At 41.2% G+C, this 18,261-nt stretch carries 11 protein-coding genes; 8 read left to right on the top strand and 3 right to left on the bottom strand.

The window, feature by feature from the left end; genetic code table 11:
- The first annotated feature begins 431 nt into the window (after window positions 1-431).
- Entirely contained in the window at window positions 432-1,832 is a 1,401-nt protein-coding gene (gene mgtE, locus NSTC745_RS16425) for a magnesium transporter (RefSeq protein ID WP_445638087.1), read from the top strand.
- Window positions 1,833-1,915: 83 nt separating this feature from the next.
- Here the strand turns inward: mgtE and NSTC745_RS16420 are convergent, their stop codons facing one another.
- Both NSTC745_RS16420 and NSTC745_RS16415 read right to left on the bottom strand, forming a co-directional pair.
- The gene (locus NSTC745_RS16420) at window positions 1,916-2,173 is read right to left on the bottom strand and encodes a hypothetical protein (RefSeq protein ID WP_096542112.1); all 258 of its coding nucleotides are present in this window, start codon (window positions 2,171-2,173) and stop codon (window positions 1,916-1,918) included.
- 411 nt (window positions 2,174-2,584) lie between these two features.
- Window positions 2,585-3,448, bottom strand: coding sequence for an SDR family oxidoreductase (locus NSTC745_RS16415; RefSeq protein WP_445638086.1), 864 nt, complete (start codon window positions 3,446-3,448; stop codon window positions 2,585-2,587).
- A 1,089-nt stretch (window positions 3,449-4,537) separates the two neighbouring features.
- Here NSTC745_RS16415 and NSTC745_RS16410 point away from each other — a divergent pair.
- Both NSTC745_RS16410 and NSTC745_RS16405 read left to right on the top strand, forming a co-directional pair.
- Window positions 4,538-6,139 (top strand): peptide ligase PGM1-related protein, encoded by a 1,602-nt coding sequence (locus NSTC745_RS16410; RefSeq protein WP_445638085.1) that lies wholly within the window; start codon window positions 4,538-4,540, stop codon window positions 6,137-6,139.
- Between the two features lie 636 nt (window positions 6,140-6,775).
- Window positions 6,776-7,645, top strand: coding sequence for an inositol monophosphatase family protein (locus tag NSTC745_RS16405; protein WP_445638084.1), 870 nt, complete (start codon window positions 6,776-6,778; stop codon window positions 7,643-7,645).
- 107 nt (window positions 7,646-7,752) lie between these two features.
- On the opposite strand, the gene NSTC745_RS16400 is transcribed toward NSTC745_RS16405, so the two are convergent.
- Window positions 7,753-12,414 (bottom strand): GAF domain-containing protein, encoded by a 4,662-nt coding sequence (locus NSTC745_RS16400; protein WP_445638083.1) that lies wholly within the window; start codon window positions 12,412-12,414, stop codon window positions 7,753-7,755.
- 252 nt (window positions 12,415-12,666) lie between these two features.
- Here NSTC745_RS16400 and NSTC745_RS16395 point away from each other — a divergent pair, with 252 nt between their 5' ends.
- The 5 genes from NSTC745_RS16395 to NSTC745_RS16375 all read left to right on the top strand — a co-directional run bounded on the left by NSTC745_RS16395 (window position 12,667) and on the right by NSTC745_RS16375 (window position 18,243).
- A complete protein-coding gene (locus tag NSTC745_RS16395) occupies window positions 12,667-12,990 on the top strand; it encodes a YnfA family protein (RefSeq protein WP_445638082.1) in 324 nt (107 codons plus the stop codon).
- 595 nt (window positions 12,991-13,585) lie between these two features.
- Window positions 13,586-14,974 carry an ammonium transporter gene (locus tag NSTC745_RS16390; protein WP_445638621.1) on the top strand — a complete coding sequence of 463 codons (1,389 nt, stop codon included), beginning with the start codon at window positions 13,586-13,588 and terminating at the stop codon, window positions 14,972-14,974.
- Between the two features lie 205 nt (window positions 14,975-15,179).
- Window positions 15,180-16,043 (top strand): SGNH/GDSL hydrolase family protein, encoded by an 864-nt coding sequence (locus tag NSTC745_RS16385; RefSeq protein ID WP_445638081.1) that lies wholly within the window; start codon window positions 15,180-15,182, stop codon window positions 16,041-16,043.
- Window positions 16,044-16,121: 78 nt separating this feature from the next.
- Window positions 16,122-17,330, top strand: a complete 1,209-nt coding sequence (locus tag NSTC745_RS16380; protein ID WP_445638080.1) for a 4-hydroxy-3-methylbut-2-enyl diphosphate reductase — start codon at window positions 16,122-16,124, stop codon at window positions 17,328-17,330.
- Window positions 17,331-17,457: 127 nt separating this feature from the next.
- Entirely contained in the window at window positions 17,458-18,243 is a 786-nt protein-coding gene (locus NSTC745_RS16375; protein WP_445638079.1) for a class I SAM-dependent methyltransferase, read from the top strand.
- The last annotated feature ends 18 nt before the right edge of the window (window positions 18,244-18,261 follow it).

Raw genomic sequence — 18,261 nt, 5'->3', positions numbered from 1 at the left:
TTGAACATTTGACACCACATCACCGTATTATGTCTATGTCTTTTATGCAACTTTGTTTAAATATTCATATTAAATATGGATTTTTAAAGATACATGAAATTTTTTATGATTTTTAAATAAAAATTACGCATATATAGAATATTCTCATATTTTTTTGCCTGTAAATAATAGTTATATAAAAATTTCATAAAGAAATTTTGTATATTTAAAGATTTTAAAAAGTATTATTTATCTGTTACTTCATTTTGACTCTAAAACTAAATTTTCGTTACAAGAGTTAGTAAATTACTGATGTAACAGCGATCGCTTCATTGGCAGTTAAGTATAATCAGCTGAAGTTGGGAAAAATCATAAGTTTGACGTTCTATATCCCCACTTTCCCCTAGACTAATGGCAGCAACTTTGTTCAAACTGGCTGAGGAAAGTGAACTTTGACTGAGACAAACAATTTAAACTCTACCTTCCAGAATGTCTCACGCAGGGAATTGCGGGATTTAGTGCGGACTCAGCTGCAAATGCTCCTAGAAGCAGGGGACTTGCAGGGAGCAAAAGCTATTCTCGTACCTGTGCAGCCTGCGGATATTGCCGAGGCAATTGAGGGTTTGCCAGAAGCGATGCACGCTTTGGCTTTTCGCTTGCTTTCTAAGGATGAAGCTATCGAGGTTTATGAGTATCTTGACTACACCGTTCAAGAACGGTTACTTGAGGAACTTAAAAGTCAGGAAGTCTGTGATATTGTGGATCGAATGTCATCGGATGACCGGGCGAGGTTATTTGATGAGTTACCGGCAAAAGTCGTTAATCGTCTCCTAGAACAACTAAGTCCAGCGGAACGACAAGCGACAGGCCTGTTATTGGGTTATGAGGCTGATACTGCTGGGCGAATCATGACTCTAGAGTTCATTTCGCTCAAAGAAAACTTGACAGTATCTCAAGCTCTAGAGCGAATTCGCAACTTAGCTAATGCCAGTGAGATGATTTATTATCTTTATGTCACCGATGCGGCAAGGCGGTTAACAGGAATTGTATCGTTGCGGGAATTGGTGACATCTCAGCCAGAAGAAATTATCGGCGAAATTCTGACGCGTGATGTGGTGTTTGTCCACACCGATACAGACCAAGAAGAAGTTGCTAGATTAATCCAAAGATATGATTTTTTGGCTGTGCCTGTGGTAGATCGAGAACAGCGTCTAGTAGGTATTGTTACTGTTGATGATGTGATTGATATTCTGCAACAAGAAACCACCGAAGATATCTATGCCTTGGGTGGTGGCGTGCAGTCTGGGGGCGACAACTATTTTCAGATGAATTTATTAGAAGTTGCTCGGAAGCGGGTTTTATGGTTATTGGTTTTACTTTTAACCAATACCGTCACAGGAACGATTATTAAGTCCCAAGAAGATATTTTAGCAAGAGTGGTAGCACTGACAGCATTTATACCCTTACTTACTGGTACTGGTGGTAACGTAGGTGCCCAGTCTTCCACAGTTGTAATTCGCGGGATGAACACCGATGAAATTCGATCGCTTGGTTCATTGCAAGTAATTGGACGTGAGGCGATCGCAGGTGCTTTATTAGGAGCAATGCTAGGTACCATCGCTACTGTCTGGGCTTACTTTTTGCAAGGACGATTAGAAGTAGCGATCGCTGTAGGCACTAGTCTGGTAGCGATTTCTATTTTAGCTTCCGTCTCTGGTTCGGCACTGCCATTTCTATTTCGTTTTCTGCGCTTAGATCCAGCATTAATGTCAGCACCATTCATTACCACAGCAGTTGATGTACTCGGCGTTTTGATTTACTTCAATTTGGCACGGATGATTTTAAAGATATAAAAACTGTCATTAGTCATTGGTCATTTTTGATTTACAAACGACAAATGACTAATGACTAAAGACAAATGACTAATGACTAAATTTTACAATTCTGATGCCGTATCTGGAGCAACGATTTCGCCAGTACCCAATTGCAATATCAAGTCCTGTTCGGTAATCAGTTCGCTAAGTTCCTTTACTTGCAAATTCATTTCTTCGCAAGCCTGCCTGAGTTCTCGCGCAAATTTGTTGAGATCTTCACCATAGCCACATTGATAAGCAGCAGTTTCAATTCCTTGCTTAGCATTTGCTCTAGCACAATCTACTAGTTCTCTACCATGCAATGTTTCGGGAGATGCCATAGAGATAGTTATTTTTTGTTAAACGTTTGCTACTAGGTATATTAGCAATTTTTAAACATCAAATCCTCTCCCCAATGGATGAAACCCAGGGGAAGATTTAAGAGTGATTATTTATTTGTCATTAGTCATTTGCGATCTTTTAGAAAGTTACGAAAGGGAGGGGAAAAGGGGAAAGGAAAAAATTATTTGAAATCCGAATAGATTTTTTCTTTTCTTTTCCCCAATACGGGTTTAAAGCCACCTCGATCTCGCGTGGTTTGATTTTGGTGTTCTTGTCACAATCCCCCTCCAAAATTGTTACCTTTCCCCCTCTTCGTGAAGATGGTCTTAAAAATTGTAAGACACTTTAACCGTTCTCCTCTGTAGTTCACAAATGACTAATGACTAATGACCAATGACTAATTTTTTGATTTAGCCGTTGACAACATCTCCACCATTAACATGTAAGACTTGACCAGACATATAAGAAGCGTCATCTGATGCTAAAAATACATAGCTAGGTGCAACTTCTTCTGGTTGTCCGGCTCGTTGCATTGGTACTTGCTTGCCAAAAGTTTCAACTTTCTCTTCGGGAAAAGTTGAGGGGATTAAAGGTGTCCAAATAGGGCCTGGTGCGACAGCGTTAACACGAATTCCTTTCGATACTAAACTTTGTGATAAGGAACGAGTAAAGGCAACGATCGCACCTTTTGTGGAAGAATAATCTAGTAGTTGGGGATTACCTTTATAAGCTGTCACCGATGTGGTATTGATGATGGAACTGCCTTCATTTAAGTGCTTGAGTGCAGCTTTAGTCATGAAAAACATAGAGAATATATTAGTGCGAAAAGTTCGCTCTAATTGCTCTTTGGTGATTTCCTCAATACTTTGTTTGGGATGTTGTTCGGCAGCGTTGTTGATTAAAATATCGAGTTTGCCAAATTCACCAATTGTTTGCTGTATGGCTTGCTGGCAAAAGTTTTCATCGCCAATATCACCTGCTATAGTTACTGCACGCCGCCCTTGTTTTTCTACCAAATGTTTTGTTTCTTTGGCATCATCGTGTTCGTTAAGATAAAGAATTGCTACGTCTGCGCCTTCTTTAGCAAAAGCGATCGCTACAGCACGACCAATACCACTATCTGCACCCGTAATTAATGCTACTTTATTTTGTAGCTTACCACTACCCTGATAGCGATCGTCATCAGCTTTCGGCTTTGGCGTCATTTCTGATTCTGTACCTGGTGGTTGTTGTTGCTGTGGCGGTTGTAGTTTTTGCTCTTTTGATTTGGGCATAAGTCTTGTTTTAGTAATTGAATATTTACTGGGAATTGGGTATGGGGTAAGCGGGGTATGTGAGAGGTGTGGAAGAAATCTTTCCCCCCTGTCTCCCCACACTCCCCACACTTCCCTATCTCTCTATCTCCCCATTCCCTATTTCCAAAAGTAAACCTTGGATTGAATATTCAACCCAAGGTTTATTTTTTGCTTTGGCTCCCACTTGCCTTTGCAATTTTAGGCTTTTACACACCGAGTGCTTACCAAACGTACTTATTAATAATAACAATTGTACGCGGCTTGCCTTATTTCTCCTCACACCTGACACAGGTTATTCATCTGACCACGAAAAACAAGTACACAACTCTCGTATATGAAGGATTTGTACTTTTCATCTGTATTTAAGTAAACTATGTATGTCCCAAGTCTTTATCGGTCTCCAGAGATAAAGTAACCTGAAATTTCCTCAACCTTAAGACGTAAAATCAATTCAAACCACAATACAGCAGATTTCATCTTAATGGGGTAGACAAGGGTGGCAGGATGCCCAACCCAAAGTAGACTTGTTGCAGAAGTTGGGAAAAGGGGAAGGGGAAAGGGGGAAAGGTTTGGTATTTTGCCTTTTCCCACAAGAGTGCAAAAAGCACTTTTGCACTCTTGTCTAATATTTACTTGCAAAGTGTTGTAATTACCAAATTTATCTATAACTATAGGGAGCCGATTTGATTTTTTTTGATTTTTTAAATTATTTGCCTAGAGATGGAACAGGCCAGGCACAAGTGTACTGATTTTTGAAAAAATAAAATACGAGTCCTACATCTTTGTAATATACAGCGATAAATTTCAATATAAATTTTTACTTGAACATTCATAAGTGCCAAAATACGCACTATAACCCTTTCTATTTTCGTTAATATTAATCTAAGCTGGTATTTCCGCAGAACCTCATAGCATTTTTTGTCAAATTTCTCTGGTTTGCTGAAACTAATTTCTGAAATTACTCAATTTTTGAACAAGAAAATTAATATTATTTAATTTTCTGCAAATGAGTCGCTTGGGATGTACCAGAACAGTAAAGTAGTTTTTGGATCGCGATAGGTAGAGATTATGGCAACAATGGATGTTTCTGAATTAGAGCAGATTGAAAAGTTTCGCTATCTGCAATCAACTCTGCGCGATCGCTGGAAAACTATCGAGCTATTTGATAATAGTGAAGCTGATATTGTAATTATTCCCTCTTTGAGTATTGACCAGCGCGAACTCCGAAAAATTGAGGGCTGCGAACATTATGAAGAAAGATTACTATTTTCCTTGATTCGGTTGCGGAATCCTCGTACTAGACTGATTTATGTTACATCAGTACCGCTGCATCCCAGTATCATTGATTATTATCTACAACTTTTGCCAGGAATCCCGTTTTCTCATGCTCGCAATCGCTTGTTGCTACTTTCTACTTACGATTCCTCTCTTAAACCCCTCAGCCAAAAGATTTTAGAACGCCCCCGCTTACTAGATCGAATTCGTCAAGCATTGAGGCTGGACAGAGCATTTATGATCTGCTACAATTCGTCGGTTTTTGAAGGGGAATTATCTGTAAAATTGGGCGTACCGCTGTATGCTGCTGCACCAGATTTACAGATTTGGGGGACAAAAAGTGGTAGTCGGCAAATTTTTAGCGAAAGCGAAGTACCACATCCAGATGGTAGCGAAATAGTTTGGCATCACAGCGATTTAGCAGAAGCCGCTAGCGATTTGTGGGAACGCCAACCGACATTACAAAGAATGGTGGTGAAACTCAACGAAGGTATTTCTGGAGAAGGAAATGCGCTAGTAGATTTAAGACCAATTGAGAATGTCGCACCTGGTAAAAGTAGTCATGCCCAAAGGGTAGCAGCAATTAGCGATCGCTTTTCAACAATGCGCTTTCAAGCAAAACAAGAAACTTGGGAGAATTTTTCGGCAAGAATTCCGGAATTAGGGGCAATTGCAGAAGCATTTGTGGAAGGAAAAATTAAGCGTTCCCCCAGCGTTCAAGGACGAATTACCCCCGGCGGCGAAGTCGAAATCCTCTCCACCCACGACCAAATTCTTGGAGGCCCGGACGGTCAGATTTATCTTGGTTGTAGCTTTCCCGCTGATGAAAGGTATCGGTTGCAACTACAGCAATTGGGGCTGCAAGTTGGTAGAAAGCTAGCCGAAAAAGGCGCCCTAGAGCGATTTGGGGTAGATTTTATCGCAGTTGACAAGGGTAATGGAGAGTGGGATATTCAGGCGATCGAAATTAACCTGCGTAAAGGCGGCACAACTCATCCATTCATGACCTTGAAATTATTGACGAACGGCCGCTATGACCTTTCCACAGGCTTATTTTACAGCCAACAAGGTCGTCCCAAATACTACATTGCCACTGATAACCTCCAAAAAGATCGCTATCGGGGACTATTACCTAATGATTTAATGGATATCATCGCTGACTATAGACTGCACTTTGACAGCGGTACTGAGACAGGCACAGTCTTTCATCTCATGGGTTGTCTTTCCCAGTTTGGCAAGTTGGGATTAACCAGCATCGGTGATTCCCCCCAACAAGCACAAGATATTTATAACAAAGTCGTCAAAGTTCTGGATGAAGAAACCCGCAGTGAAAATCAGGTTTTCTCTGCTTTTTCAGATTACTCCTTTCCTGTGGCTTGGGATGAGTATACTTAACCATAGAGATGAATGGCACTGACTTCAGCAAAAGTAGCTGTCCAGATCCCCGACTTCTTAAAGAAGTCGGGGATCTAAGTAGGTGGACACAATTATTTAGAAAACGCATTTCGGCTTCTCCCAAGGGGAGACGCTACGCGTAGCAAGATCCCGTTCGGCCTTGGCGTTCCCGCAGGGTAGGGTACGCTCAATGCTCGGTAAGCTTATTCTTTGAGGGTTGAGTTTCGACTACGCTCAACTTCCGCGCAGTCGAAATCCGGCGAGATCGAGTTAGGTTTAATTTAGTCCTTCTACTTAAATCCAGGTTGAGTAAGTGATATTCAACCATAGAGATGGTGAGATTAAAGTAGTTACGGCAGGTGTAGGCATCGCCAAAAATAGTAGTTCATGATACCGTAATTCTGTCCGAATATAAAATTCTGTCAGTCTGTTAATGATGGAAAAGAACAAGAGGACAGAGGGACAAGGCTACAAGCAGATATGATGCTCAAAGCCACCCCTGGTGAACTTCTCCTAAAGGAGACGCTGCGCGAACAGAGGAAAGACTTGTTGCAATTCTCCTTGTTTCCAATTCAGCTTGTTTCCTCATCCTCTTGTTTCCCCTTGTCTGTTTTTTCAAGCTAGGAGTTTGCTGGAATGCCCACAACACCGAGTACTCGATTAATTTTGTCAACTTTACTTCCCCATCTGAAAGTAGCAGCAGCCTACGCTCGTTTTATGCAACCAAAAATTGCTGCACTTCCCATTAAAGAACAAGAAGATAACTTTTTTGCGGCTGCACTTACTGATGCGGATGTAGCGATTCAAAATCTAGTGGAAGTAGTACTGCTGGGCAGTTTTCCAGAGATTCGCTTTTATGGTGAAGAGTATGAAAGTTCTAGAAACACCAAGTATTTTCGTAGTACTGAACTTGGGCTGGAAGGTGATTACTTAGTCACACTCGACCCAATTGATGGCACGAAATTTTATATGGATGGACATTCTAATTATCAAATTATTCTTAGTATTTTAGATGCGGATGATTTTGAGGCAGTGTTGGCAATTTCTCCTGCCCAAAATGTTTATTATTATGCTTTGAGGGGCGAAGGAACTTTTAAAGGGACGCTGGAAATGAATTTAGAAGCCTGCGTTCCTTTGGAGATTACATCACCCAAACCTGCTGTATTGTTAGGATGGGGAATGAATGCGATCGCACCTCTATTAAAAGATCGCTATCAAGTAATTGATATTGCCAATGATTATTCTAGTGAGATTCAAATACCCAATCTTAATGGTATTCTCACTGGTGATTTGAGTGGAGCAGTAATCAGATCTGGCAAATTTATTGATGGTGCTGCCCTGGCTTTTTTGGCAAAAGAAGCCGGCTATGTTGTCACTACTCTTGATGGTTCGACTTTGCCGCCACTATATAACTGTAAAAACTATAGTCTCCCTGGATTGATCTTAGGTGCGTCAAAATCCGTTCATCAACATTTGCTGGAAGCAACCCAAGGCTTGGCTGTGTAAGGGAGGCGAGGATGGGGGAGTGTGGGGAGTGTGGGGAGAAAGAGAATTTATGCCCCCCTCTCCTCCCAGACCTCCCAGACCTCCCACACCCCTCAATGCCCCAATCCCTATTGCTTCACTGATACCGTTAAAAATTCTTGAATGTAGTTGACAAATTCTTCTATTTCTGAAATTAGTTTAGTAGCGCCTTTATGCCCCTGCTGGAGAGCTTGTTGTTCTAGTTTGTCAATTGCTTGGTACATAGCTGTGGCTCCAATGTTGCTACTAGCACCTTTGAGATAATGAGCTTCTCGAACAATTTGCCCAAAATCATAAAGTGCGATCGCACTTTTGACGACCTCTAAACGGGGTTTAATATCTTGAACGAAGATTTGTAAGAGATTTAATTCAAATTGCCTGTCATTATCCGATAACTGATGTAGGTATTCCCAATTGATTGTTTGTTCAATTTCAGCGTTACTGATGGGGGAAACTGTTTGTTCGCATTCAACTATCACCTGTTGTGAAAGGATAATATCTGCCCAATGGTCTAGGACAGTCGCCAATTTTTCTTTCAAGACCGGCTTACTGACATAATCATCCATTCCAGCATTTAAACACTTTTGTTTATCTTCTTTCATGGCATTAGCTGTCATTGCAATTACCACGGGACGACGACGACTAGCAAAAGCACTCTCTTGCCAACGATGAATTTCTTTTGTAGTTTCTAAACCATCAAGAATAGGCATATGGCAATCCATTAAAATCAAGTCATAAGGAATTTTTTCTAATAACTGTAAAACTTCTTTTCCATTAGCAACAACATCAGCTTTATAGCCCAAAGTTTGGATTTGTTTCAGCGTTACTTTCTGATTGACTAAATTATCTTCAGCTAGTAAAATTTTTAATTTTGATTTATGAGAAGAATTAGGGTTTGGAGCTTCGTAAATAGGACATGAGTTAGCAATATTTGAAGTTGTGATATTTTGAACTTCTTCCCTAGTCCCTTGTTCTAGTTTTGCCTGAGTTTGTAAAATATTCACAATCATATCGAAAAGTCGAGATGCCTTAACTGGTTTGACTAAATAACCCACAAATCCGATTTTCAGGGCTTGCTGTACTTGATTCCTTTGATTAGTTGAGATCGCGATAATTAAAGGTATGTCAGCAATTGTAGAATTGGCTTTAATTTGTTCTCCTAGTTTAATGCCATCTGTTTCGGGCATTTGCATATCAATTAAGGCAAAATCGTAGGGATTTCCTTGCTCGCAAGCTTCCTGAATAGCTTTGAGTGCTGCTGCTGCACTGTAGGCTCGATCTATTTGCATTCCCCAATTAGTAGCTTGATGATGAATCGTTTTGCAATTAGTAAGGTTATCATCTACTACTAAGCCGCGGCGATTAATTAAAAGTGGGGATAATTTTAAAACAGGCTCAAGCTGCTTGGCGAAAGGCACTTCAAACCAAAACTTAGATCCTTTTCCAATTTGACTTTCCACCCCAATTATTCCTCCCATCAAAGTCACTAGCTGTTTACAAATCGCTAACCCTAACCCGGTGCCACCATACTTGCGAGTGGTAGAAGCATCGACTTGGGTAAATGGCATAAACAGTCTGGGTTCATCTTCAGGACTAATACCAAGACCTGTGTCTGTAACAGCAAAGTAGATACTAACTGTAGTGGAAGAAAGAGAACGTAATTGTACTTCCACTACTACTTCGCCAACACTGGTAAATTTGATGGCGTTGCTAATTAAATTCATCAAAATTTGCCGCAATCTCCCAGCATCTCCTTGGAGATAAATGGGAACATTATGTTCAATCAACGCGGCAATTTCTAATCCTTTATTATGGGCTGAGGGAGCCAATAATTCCAATACTTCTTCAACACAAGTAGATAGATTAAAATCTAGAGTCTCCAGAGCCATTTCTCCGACTTCCAATTTGGAGAGATCTAAAATTTCATTAATTAAAGTTAATAAAGCTTCTCCACTGATGCGAATCGTTTCAATAAAATCTCGCTGTTCTGGGTCTAAGGGAGTATCTAAAGCTAAACTAGTCATTCCCAATACCGCATTCATGGGAGTGCGAATTTCGTGACTCATATTCGCTAAAAAAGCACTTTTGGTTTGAGAAGCTAATTCAGCTTGATAACGAGCAATTTCAAGTTCTTTTCGTTGACGAGTTTCTGCTTGTAATAGTTGGGCTTGGGCGATGGCTATACCTACTTGGTCGGCTATTTGCCGCAAAAGATGAGTTTCAAAGTTAGACCATTGGTGAGAATAGTCACACTGATGAACTATAAGCAAACCGCGAAGTTCTTCTTTAACCAGAATCGGCACAACTAAATTGACTTTCACGCCAAATTGTTGCATGAACTCCAGGTGTTTTTGTTCGAGTTCGAGGAAATCCAAATTAGCCAGCCCCACAACTCGTCCTTGACGGTACTGTTGGAGATAGTACTGTTGTAAGTATTCGGCTTGGAAGTAGGGTGGGGTGATGTTTTGCTCTTTAATTGCTGGTAAGCCAGAAACTACTGCTTCAATTACAGTGGTTGTAGACTCATCTGGCTGAAGTTGATAAATTAATACTCGGTCAGTTTGGAGGATTTTTTGCACCTCCTTGACAGTAATTTCGAGAATTTCTTCGATTTGCAAAGACTGGCGAATTTTTAAGGTGATTTCTGTAAAAAGTTGCGATCGCAAGTTTTGGCGTTGTAATTCTTCTTCAGCCTGTTTGCGCTGAATGAATTGCCCTACTTGTCCGCCAATAAAATTCATGGTTTTTGCCAAGCCTTCATCTGGTTCTTGGATTTGGCGGTTAAAGCAGGTAATGACGCCGAGAATTTTGCTATCAGTGCGGAGGGGAAAACCGAAAGCGGCATGTAGTCCTACTTGAGCCGCGATTTTGAAGTTAGGAAAATTCAGATCTTTAACCACATCAGCAATCCAAACAGGTTCGGAACTCGCCCAAACACGGCCGGGTAGTCCGACTCCTGGTGCAAAAGTTGTTTGCTGCTTCCAGGCTACGAAGTCCTGTACTTCAAGGGATGGTTTATGCCAGACATCGAAAAAACGCAGCACATTTGCTTGCCGATCTAGTATCCAAATTTCGCCCAAATCCCATCCTAAACTTTCACAAATTCCCTGAAGAATTTGCGGCATAGCTTCGTTGATTGTAGTGGAATTTGCTAAAACATGGCTTGCAGCGTATTGTGCGCTCAGATGTTGTTGGGTTCGTTTGCGCTCGGTAATATCAATACCCGTACCAACAATGTATTCTACAGAACCGTCATGGTTTTTTAAAATGGTATTCGACCAGGTAATTAGTCTGTGAGTGCCATCCTTCATTACCCAATAATTTTCGTGTTCCTGGAAACTCTTACCAGCTTGCAGTTGTTCAAAAACTGCTTTGACTGACTCTATTTCTTCAGGAAGTAGAAACAAGTTCCAAAAATGCCTACCTCTTACCTCGTCAAAGGAATAACCGGTTATTTGTTCGCAAGCTTGATTGAAGCGAACGATTTGCCCTTGGGAGTCGGTAACTATTACCAAAGCACTAGCCGTATCGAGGATTGCTGAGATAAAGTTACGTTCTTGGTTTAAGATTTCTTCTGTGAGTTTGCGATCGCAAACCTCACGATAGATTAAATAGTAGACTACAGCCAGAATGAAAAAACTTAGACAAATGGCGATCGCAATTGTCAAAGTTGTTTGGCGAGTCCAAGCTTTTGTAACTTGCGATAATTGCTGGCGCCGCCCTTTTTCCTGGTTCTCTATCTCATAGACACTTTTATGGATATCATTCATGAGATTTTGACCATCATTTGCCATTAGTCCCTGCAACGCCCCTTGTAATCCCTGATTTTGGCGCAAACTGATAGTCTGTTTTAGTTGAGTAACTTTAGCTACAACTAAAGATTCAAGCGTTGCGATCTGCTTTTGTTCCTTTGGTTGACCTGCCGTTAAATTCTTTAGTTTTGTAATTTCTATATCTACGTTAGTAAGTGCTTGTTGATACGCTTTTAAATAAATTTCTTTTTCAGTCAGGATGTAACCACGTTGTCCAGTCTCGGCGTCCTTTGTCTGCGACAGTAGTTTTTCTAAGCTGTTAATTTTTTTATTAATATTTTTGATGATGCTGCGGTTATTAGTAGATACTTTTGTATTTTGATAAGAAACTGCGCCAATCACAGCTAAAATTGCCGATGCTAAAACAAAGCCCGCTGCAATTCTTTTGAAAAATTGTTTGCGTACTTTGTTTGACTGTTCGCCTTTATCAGCCACAAGTACTAAATTTGCCAAATTACGACGCAATTCCAGTTGCTTCATAACTTGACGACCCAAAGTCCGTAATCCTTCTATCTGCTGTGGAGTAAGTTTCCGCGGTACGTAGTCAATCACGCAAAGTGTTCCTAGTGCATATCCCTGAGGATTAGTTAGAGGCACACCAGCATAAAACCGGATTTTTGGGTTAGAAGTAACCAGCGGATTTGCGGCGAAACGTTCATCATTTGTGGCATCAGGTACAACAAGAACATTAGGTTGTAGAATCGCATGGCCGCAAAACGCCTGGTCGCGATGTGTTTCTGGCACATCCAAACCCACCTTAGCCTTGAACCACTGGCGGTTTGTATCAATTAAGCTAATTAAGGCAATGGGAGTCTGACAAATATACGAGGCTAAACGAGTGAGATCGTCAAAGGCAGCTTCAGGTGGTGTATCGAGGATTTTATACTGCAAAAGCGTCTCGATTCTCTGTGCTTCGTTATCAGGTAATGGTGCTTTCATCCTTAAGCCTTATCTACGGAGAATTGGGAATGGGGCATGGGGCATTGGGCATTGGGCCTTGGGCATCGGGTATGGGGAAAGGGAAAGGGGTAAGGGGAAAGATTAAATTTATTCCTTTTCCCTTTAACCTTTAACCTTTTCCCATACCCAATCCCCAATGCGATCGACAAACTTACTTTAATTAATGACAATACTTGAGTTAAAAGCGTTAGCGTAATTTCACTGAGTTCGACCCTAGTCAAGAATTGTCAAATGATTAAATCGCTGTTGTATTTTTTGTGTGCTGGTTTATTTGAAATTACTGGTGGCTACTTGATTTGGTTGTGGTTGCGTGAAGCTAAGCCGTTGTGGTGGGGGATATTAGGCTCAATTGCTTTAACTATCTATGGGGTTATTGCAACTTTTCAGCCAGCCAATTTTGGGAGAGCGTATGCGGCTTATGGCGGCGTTTTTATTGCAATGGCAATGCTTTGGGGTTGGAAGGTAGACAGGGTGATTCCAGACCGCTACGACCTAATTGGAGCTTGTTTAGCTTTGGTAAGCGTATTAATTATTATGTTCGTACCGCGTAGTTAAGTAATATTACTGCATTGTTGCTCGCGAAGATCCTTGAAGTTGGGAACAGGGAACAGGTGCGCCCATAACAAGGTATTTGTATAAAGCTTAAAGTCAAGCGGTGTAAGTATAGGATTTACCTGTTGCTGTTGCCCGTTCCCTCTTCCTCTTAATAGAACAAACTTGCAACAAGTCTTTCCCTTGTTTTATTCTATGACCTATAAATTTTATGATGATTCGTTTTCAAAAGACAGTAACCCAGCCAAAATTCCAAAGGTTTTTTAGTAACTACGTACTTACAAGCAACTATACGGCTATATTATGTACGTGTTTGTGTATGAGATGGAAAAAATTGTATCATTCTGGATTTGTGCAAATTATTCGGTAAGGCTGGGAAAGATTCTCCAGGCTTACAAATTCTTGAAATCTTAATCAAACTCTCATAAAATCATTTGAATGATTATACTTTTGTTAACATTTCAAAAAAAGCAAAGTAGAGTAGCTTTCAAGACAAAAAATCGTATCAAAATGTACTGAAAATATATTAATCTAATACAAATTTGTTGGTGCTTAGGAACAAAAACAAGTGTTGAAGAAAGTTGTCACCATCGGGGTTATGACCCTGGTAATTTTGGCACAACCGTTGATGGGTAATGCTCTTGCCCAAACATCAGCGGCCAGTCCACCTGCTGCCGATACTGGAGATACAGCATTTATGTTGATTTCGGCAGCGCTTGTGCTGCTAATGACACCAGGATTGGCGTTCTTTTATGGTGGATTTGTACGATCGCGTAACGTCCTAAATACATTGATGATGAGCTTTGTGTTAATGGCGATCGTCGGAGTTACCTGGATTTTGTGGGGTTATAGTCTGGCCTTTGCGCCGGGTTTGCCGTTCATTGGTGGATTGCAGTGGTTGGGGTTGAATGGTGTCGGTTTAGAGACAACCGATTATCTCAAAGGTTCAAATCCTGCGGAAATTGTTTCTTATGCAGCGACGATTCCCCACCAGGCATTCATGATTTATCAAGCCATGTTTGCCATTATCACCCCAGCCTTAATTTCTGGGGCGATCGCCGAACGGATGAGTTTCCGCGCCTATTCATTGTTTGTGTTACTGTGGTCAACCTTTGTTTACGCTCCCCTGGCACATATGGTATGGGCCAAAGGTGGATTTTTAGGTTTAGCTGGTGGTTTGGGCGCCCTGGACTTTGCAGGTGGTACAGTAGTTCACATTAGTTCCGGGGTTTCTGCTTTAGTAGCAGCCATCGTTCTTGGGCCTCGGAAAACCCATCCCGATCGCCTTAGCCCGCCACACAACGTTCCGTTCATTTTACTGGGTGCAGGCTTGCTGTGGTTTGGCTGGTTCGGCTTCAACGCTGGAAGTGCGCTATCCGTTGCTAGCGGAACTTCGGGTACCTTAATCACAAATCTGGCAACAACAGCCTTTGTTGCTACTAATACAGCGGCGGCGGCGGCGGCTTTAATGTGGCTAATTTTGGAAGCAGCTTTGCGGGGTAAACCAACTGCCGTAGGAGCCGCTACAGGAGCCGTTGCTGGCTTGGTGGGCATCACTCCCGCCGCGGGATTTGTGACACCGCTATCAGCGATTTTAATTGGTTTCATCACCGCTTTTGTTTGCTTCTATGCGATTAGTTTCAAACACAAGCTACTAATTGACGATGCCTTAGATACCTATCCCGTACATGGCGTTGGTGGTACAGTGGGGGCAATTTTAACAGCCATATTTGCTACCACTCAAGTCAACGGAGGCGGTAAAGAGGGTGTGCTACGCGGTAATTTTGGTGAATTGGGAGTCGAACTAGTAGCAATTGTCGTTGCCTATGTAATAGCAGCTGCTGGTACTTGGATTATTCTCAAAATTATCGATGCGACAGTCGGGCTGCGAGTCAAAGAGGAGGCAGAATTGCAAGGTTTGGATATCAACGAACACGGCGAAGAAGGTTATAATTCTGAGTTTGGTGGCGATCGCCCCATTCAGTAATGAGGGTCGGGAGATGGGGAGATGGGGAGATAGGGAGCAGGGGAAAAGGTTAAAGGGAAAAGGGAAAAGAGATAAATTTAACCTTTCCCCTTTACCCCTTTCCCTTTCCCCACTCACTATTCCTGATTCCCTATTTTCATTTAGTGTGATTTTTGAGTACTAGCGTTAAAATCTGATTCAAAATAATTGGTAAATTTCGCTAGTCGTGTCTACTTCTTTTAAAACCTTTCCTATCTGGGCATTTTTCTCGCTGTTAACCAACGGCGTACTATTGTTGGCGGTCGTTCTGCTAATTTGGCAACAGCAGAAATTGACCGCTTTTTTTGGGGGGATGATAACATCTCCAGAGCAAATCAACGTAAACAACTCGCGCCCAGTTGTTACACCTGATTTAGGCCGCCGTCACCAACTCACTTACCAACAGTGGGTAGATATTCTCAAACAAGAAGCAAAAGTAGCCGCCGACCGGCGTCCTGCGGACTTAACTATACTTGCGGGAGATTCTCTGAGTTTATGGTTTCCGGCTGAGTTATTACCCGAAGGTAAAAATTGGCTCAATCAAGGAATTTCTGGCGAAACCAGCCACGGACTTTTGAAAAGATTGAATATATTTGACCGCACCCAGCCAGAAGTGATTTTTGTGATGATTGGGATTAATGACCTCATTCGGGGAACGAGCGATGCGGTGATTTTAGATAATCACCAGCAAATTATGAGTTACCTCCGAAGAGTGCATCCCACAACCGAAATTGTTGTCCAGTCGATTTTACCGCATGGTGGAGAACAAGCAACTTGGCAAGGACGAGATAAACTTCTGGCTATTACGAATAATCGCATTCGCCGATTAAATGAGCGGCTGCAACGCATATCTGCAAAAAAAGGTGTGAAATTTCTCGATTTATATCCCCTGTTTACCAACACCCAAGGTAATCTCCGCCAGGAATTTACTACTGATGGCTTACATCTAAATCGCGAAGGCTATATAGTTTGGCGTTCTGCATTGCAGATTTATAGCAATATCGAATTAAAACCTGAACTTCAACGCGTTTCAGCAAGTGATAAGAAGTAATATCTTTGAATGCAAGTCTGTATAAATCGCGTCTAGGCGCGAGAGAATAAAAAATAGTGGTTTAAGTAGACTAATATCATGGATACAAAAGCTTTTAAGCGGACGCTCCAACATTCCGAAAATTACAATCGCAAGGGGTTTGGTCACCAAGCAGAAGTTACCAGCCAGTTGCAATCTGAATATCAAAGTAACTTGATTCAGGAAATTCGCGATCGCAATTACACCCTACAACGAGGCGATGTCACCATCAGACTAGCCCAAGCCTTTGGTTTTTGCTGGGGTGTAGAACGTGCTGTGGCTATGGCCTATGAAACCCGTCAACACTTCCCCACAGAAAGCATCTGGATTACTAACGAGATTATTCACAACCCTTCTGTGAATCAGCGGATGCAGGAGATGGCAGTAAAATTTATCCCGGTGGAAGCTAATCAAAAAGACTTTTCTGTTGTTGATACAGGCGATGTCGTTATATTACCAGCATTTGGGGCTAGCGTTCAAGAAATGCAGATACTCCACGAAAAAGGCTGCAAAATTGTTGACACAACTTGTCCTTGGGTATCTAAAGTTTGGAATACAGTAGAAAAGCACAAAAAAGTTGATTATACTTCAATTATTCACGGTAAATATAAACACGAAGAAACTGTTGCAACGAGTTCCTTTGCTGGCAAGTATTTAATTGTTTTGAATTTGTCAGAAGCCGAATATGTCGCTAATTATATTATTAACGGTGGAAATCGTGAAGAATTCTTGAAAAAATTTGCCAAAGCTTGTTCGCCAGGATTTGACCCCGATCGCGATTTAGAAAGAGTTGGCATTGCTAACCAAACTACCATGCTCAAAGGTGAAACCGAGCAAATCGGTAAGCTTTTTGAGCGGACTATGTTGCAGAAGTATGGGCCTACCGAATTAAATCAGCATTTCCAAAGCTTCAATACTATTTGTGATGCCACCCAAGAAAGGCAAGACGCAATGTTGGAGTTAGTGGAAGATAATTTAGATTTAATCGTAGTAATTGGTGGATTTAATTCCTCAAATACTACTCAATTGCAACAAATTGCAATTGAGAGGGGAATTCCTTCTTATCACATTGATAGTGTTGAACGGATTCAATCAGCAAACTCGATTGAACATCGGCAATTAAATGGACAATTAATCATTACAGAAAACTGGTTACCAGATGGAGAAATTGTTGTGGGAATTACGTCTGGTGCATCCACCCCAGATAAGGTAGTAGAAGATGTAATTGAAAGGATTTTCACTTTAAAATCAGCAGCAACGTTAGTATAAAAGAGAATGGGGAATGGGGCATAGGGACACAAGGAAAACAATTGATAAATACCCAATACTTCGACTTCGCTCAGTACAAGTGCCCAATGCCCCATCGCATCTATAAATTTGTGAGAAACTTAAACAAATGGCTATTTATGAGCAAATTGGTAAAAGCTATGATTTGACCCGTCGTGCTGACCCTGAAATTGCTAATCGATTAGCTGTTCAACTTCAGATAAAATCAGATTTGTTATATCTAGATGTGGCGTGCGGCACTGGAAATTACACGCTGGCTTTAGCAAAACATGGCGGTATTTGGCATGGAATAGACCAATCAACAAAGATGATTGATGTTGCTAGAAATAAGAGTAGTGCTGTAGCTTGGCAAGTTGGAGAAGTAGAGGTGCTACCTTATGCCGATGGTAGTTTTTCTGGTATACTATGCACGCTAGCAATACATCATTTTGTGGCGCTAACTCCTGCTTTTAGAGAAATTTATCGTGTCTTAACCGCTGGCCGTTTTTTATTATTTAGTGCGACGCCAGAGCAAATGAGTAAATATTGGTTGGTCGAATATTTTCCAGAGGCTATATATAAATCTGCTGAACAAATGCCAAGTTTAGAAAAGGTAAAATATGCTCTCAATGAAGCAGGTTTTGATTCAGTTGATATCGAACCTTATTTTATTTCTGAAAACTTACAAGACTTATTTTTATATAGTGGAAAACATCGTCCAGAAATATATTTAGATGAAAATGTGCGTTCTGGAATTTCTACCTTTGCTTTGGTAGCTTCTGCGGAAGAAATTGCTAATGGATGTGAAAGGCTAGCAGCAGATATTCACACAGGGCGCATCGCAGAGATTGTCAAAAAATATGAAAACCATATAGGAGATTACTTATTTATAACAGCTCAAAAAGTAGTAACATGAGCTAAAGAATGAAGGGAG

This window comes from Nostoc sp. DSM 114161, from assembly GCF_052692665.1.
The sequence above is the reverse complement of the archived record's forward strand: the minus strand, read 5'-3'. Positions and strand labels throughout refer to the sequence as shown.

Bases quoted from the DNA above. Each gene is read 5' to 3' on its own strand.
- NSTC745_RS16405 (WP_445638084.1), top strand. From the start codon at position 6,776: ATGCCCACAACACCGAGTACTCGATTAATTTTGTCAACTTTACTTCCC.
- NSTC745_RS16410 (WP_445638085.1), top strand. From the start codon at position 4,538: ATGGCAACAATGGATGTTTCTGAATTAGAGCAGATTGAAAAGTTTCGC.
- NSTC745_RS16415 (WP_445638086.1), bottom strand. From the start codon at position 3,448: ATGCCCAAATCAAAAGAGCAAAAACTACAACCGCCACAGCAACAACAA.
- NSTC745_RS16400 (WP_445638083.1), bottom strand. From the start codon at position 12,414: ATGAAAGCACCATTACCTGATAACGAAGCACAGAGAATCGAGACGCTT.
- NSTC745_RS16395 (WP_445638082.1), top strand. From the start codon at position 12,667: ATGATTAAATCGCTGTTGTATTTTTTGTGTGCTGGTTTATTTGAAATT.
- NSTC745_RS16420 (WP_096542112.1), bottom strand. From the start codon at position 2,173: ATGGCATCTCCCGAAACATTGCATGGTAGAGAACTAGTAGATTGTGCT.
- NSTC745_RS16390 (WP_445638621.1), top strand. From the start codon at position 13,586: ATGACCCTGGTAATTTTGGCACAACCGTTGATGGGTAATGCTCTTGCC.
- NSTC745_RS16375 (WP_445638079.1), top strand. From the start codon at position 17,458: ATGGCTATTTATGAGCAAATTGGTAAAAGCTATGATTTGACCCGTCGT.
- NSTC745_RS16380 (WP_445638080.1), top strand. From the start codon at position 16,122: ATGGATACAAAAGCTTTTAAGCGGACGCTCCAACATTCCGAAAATTAC.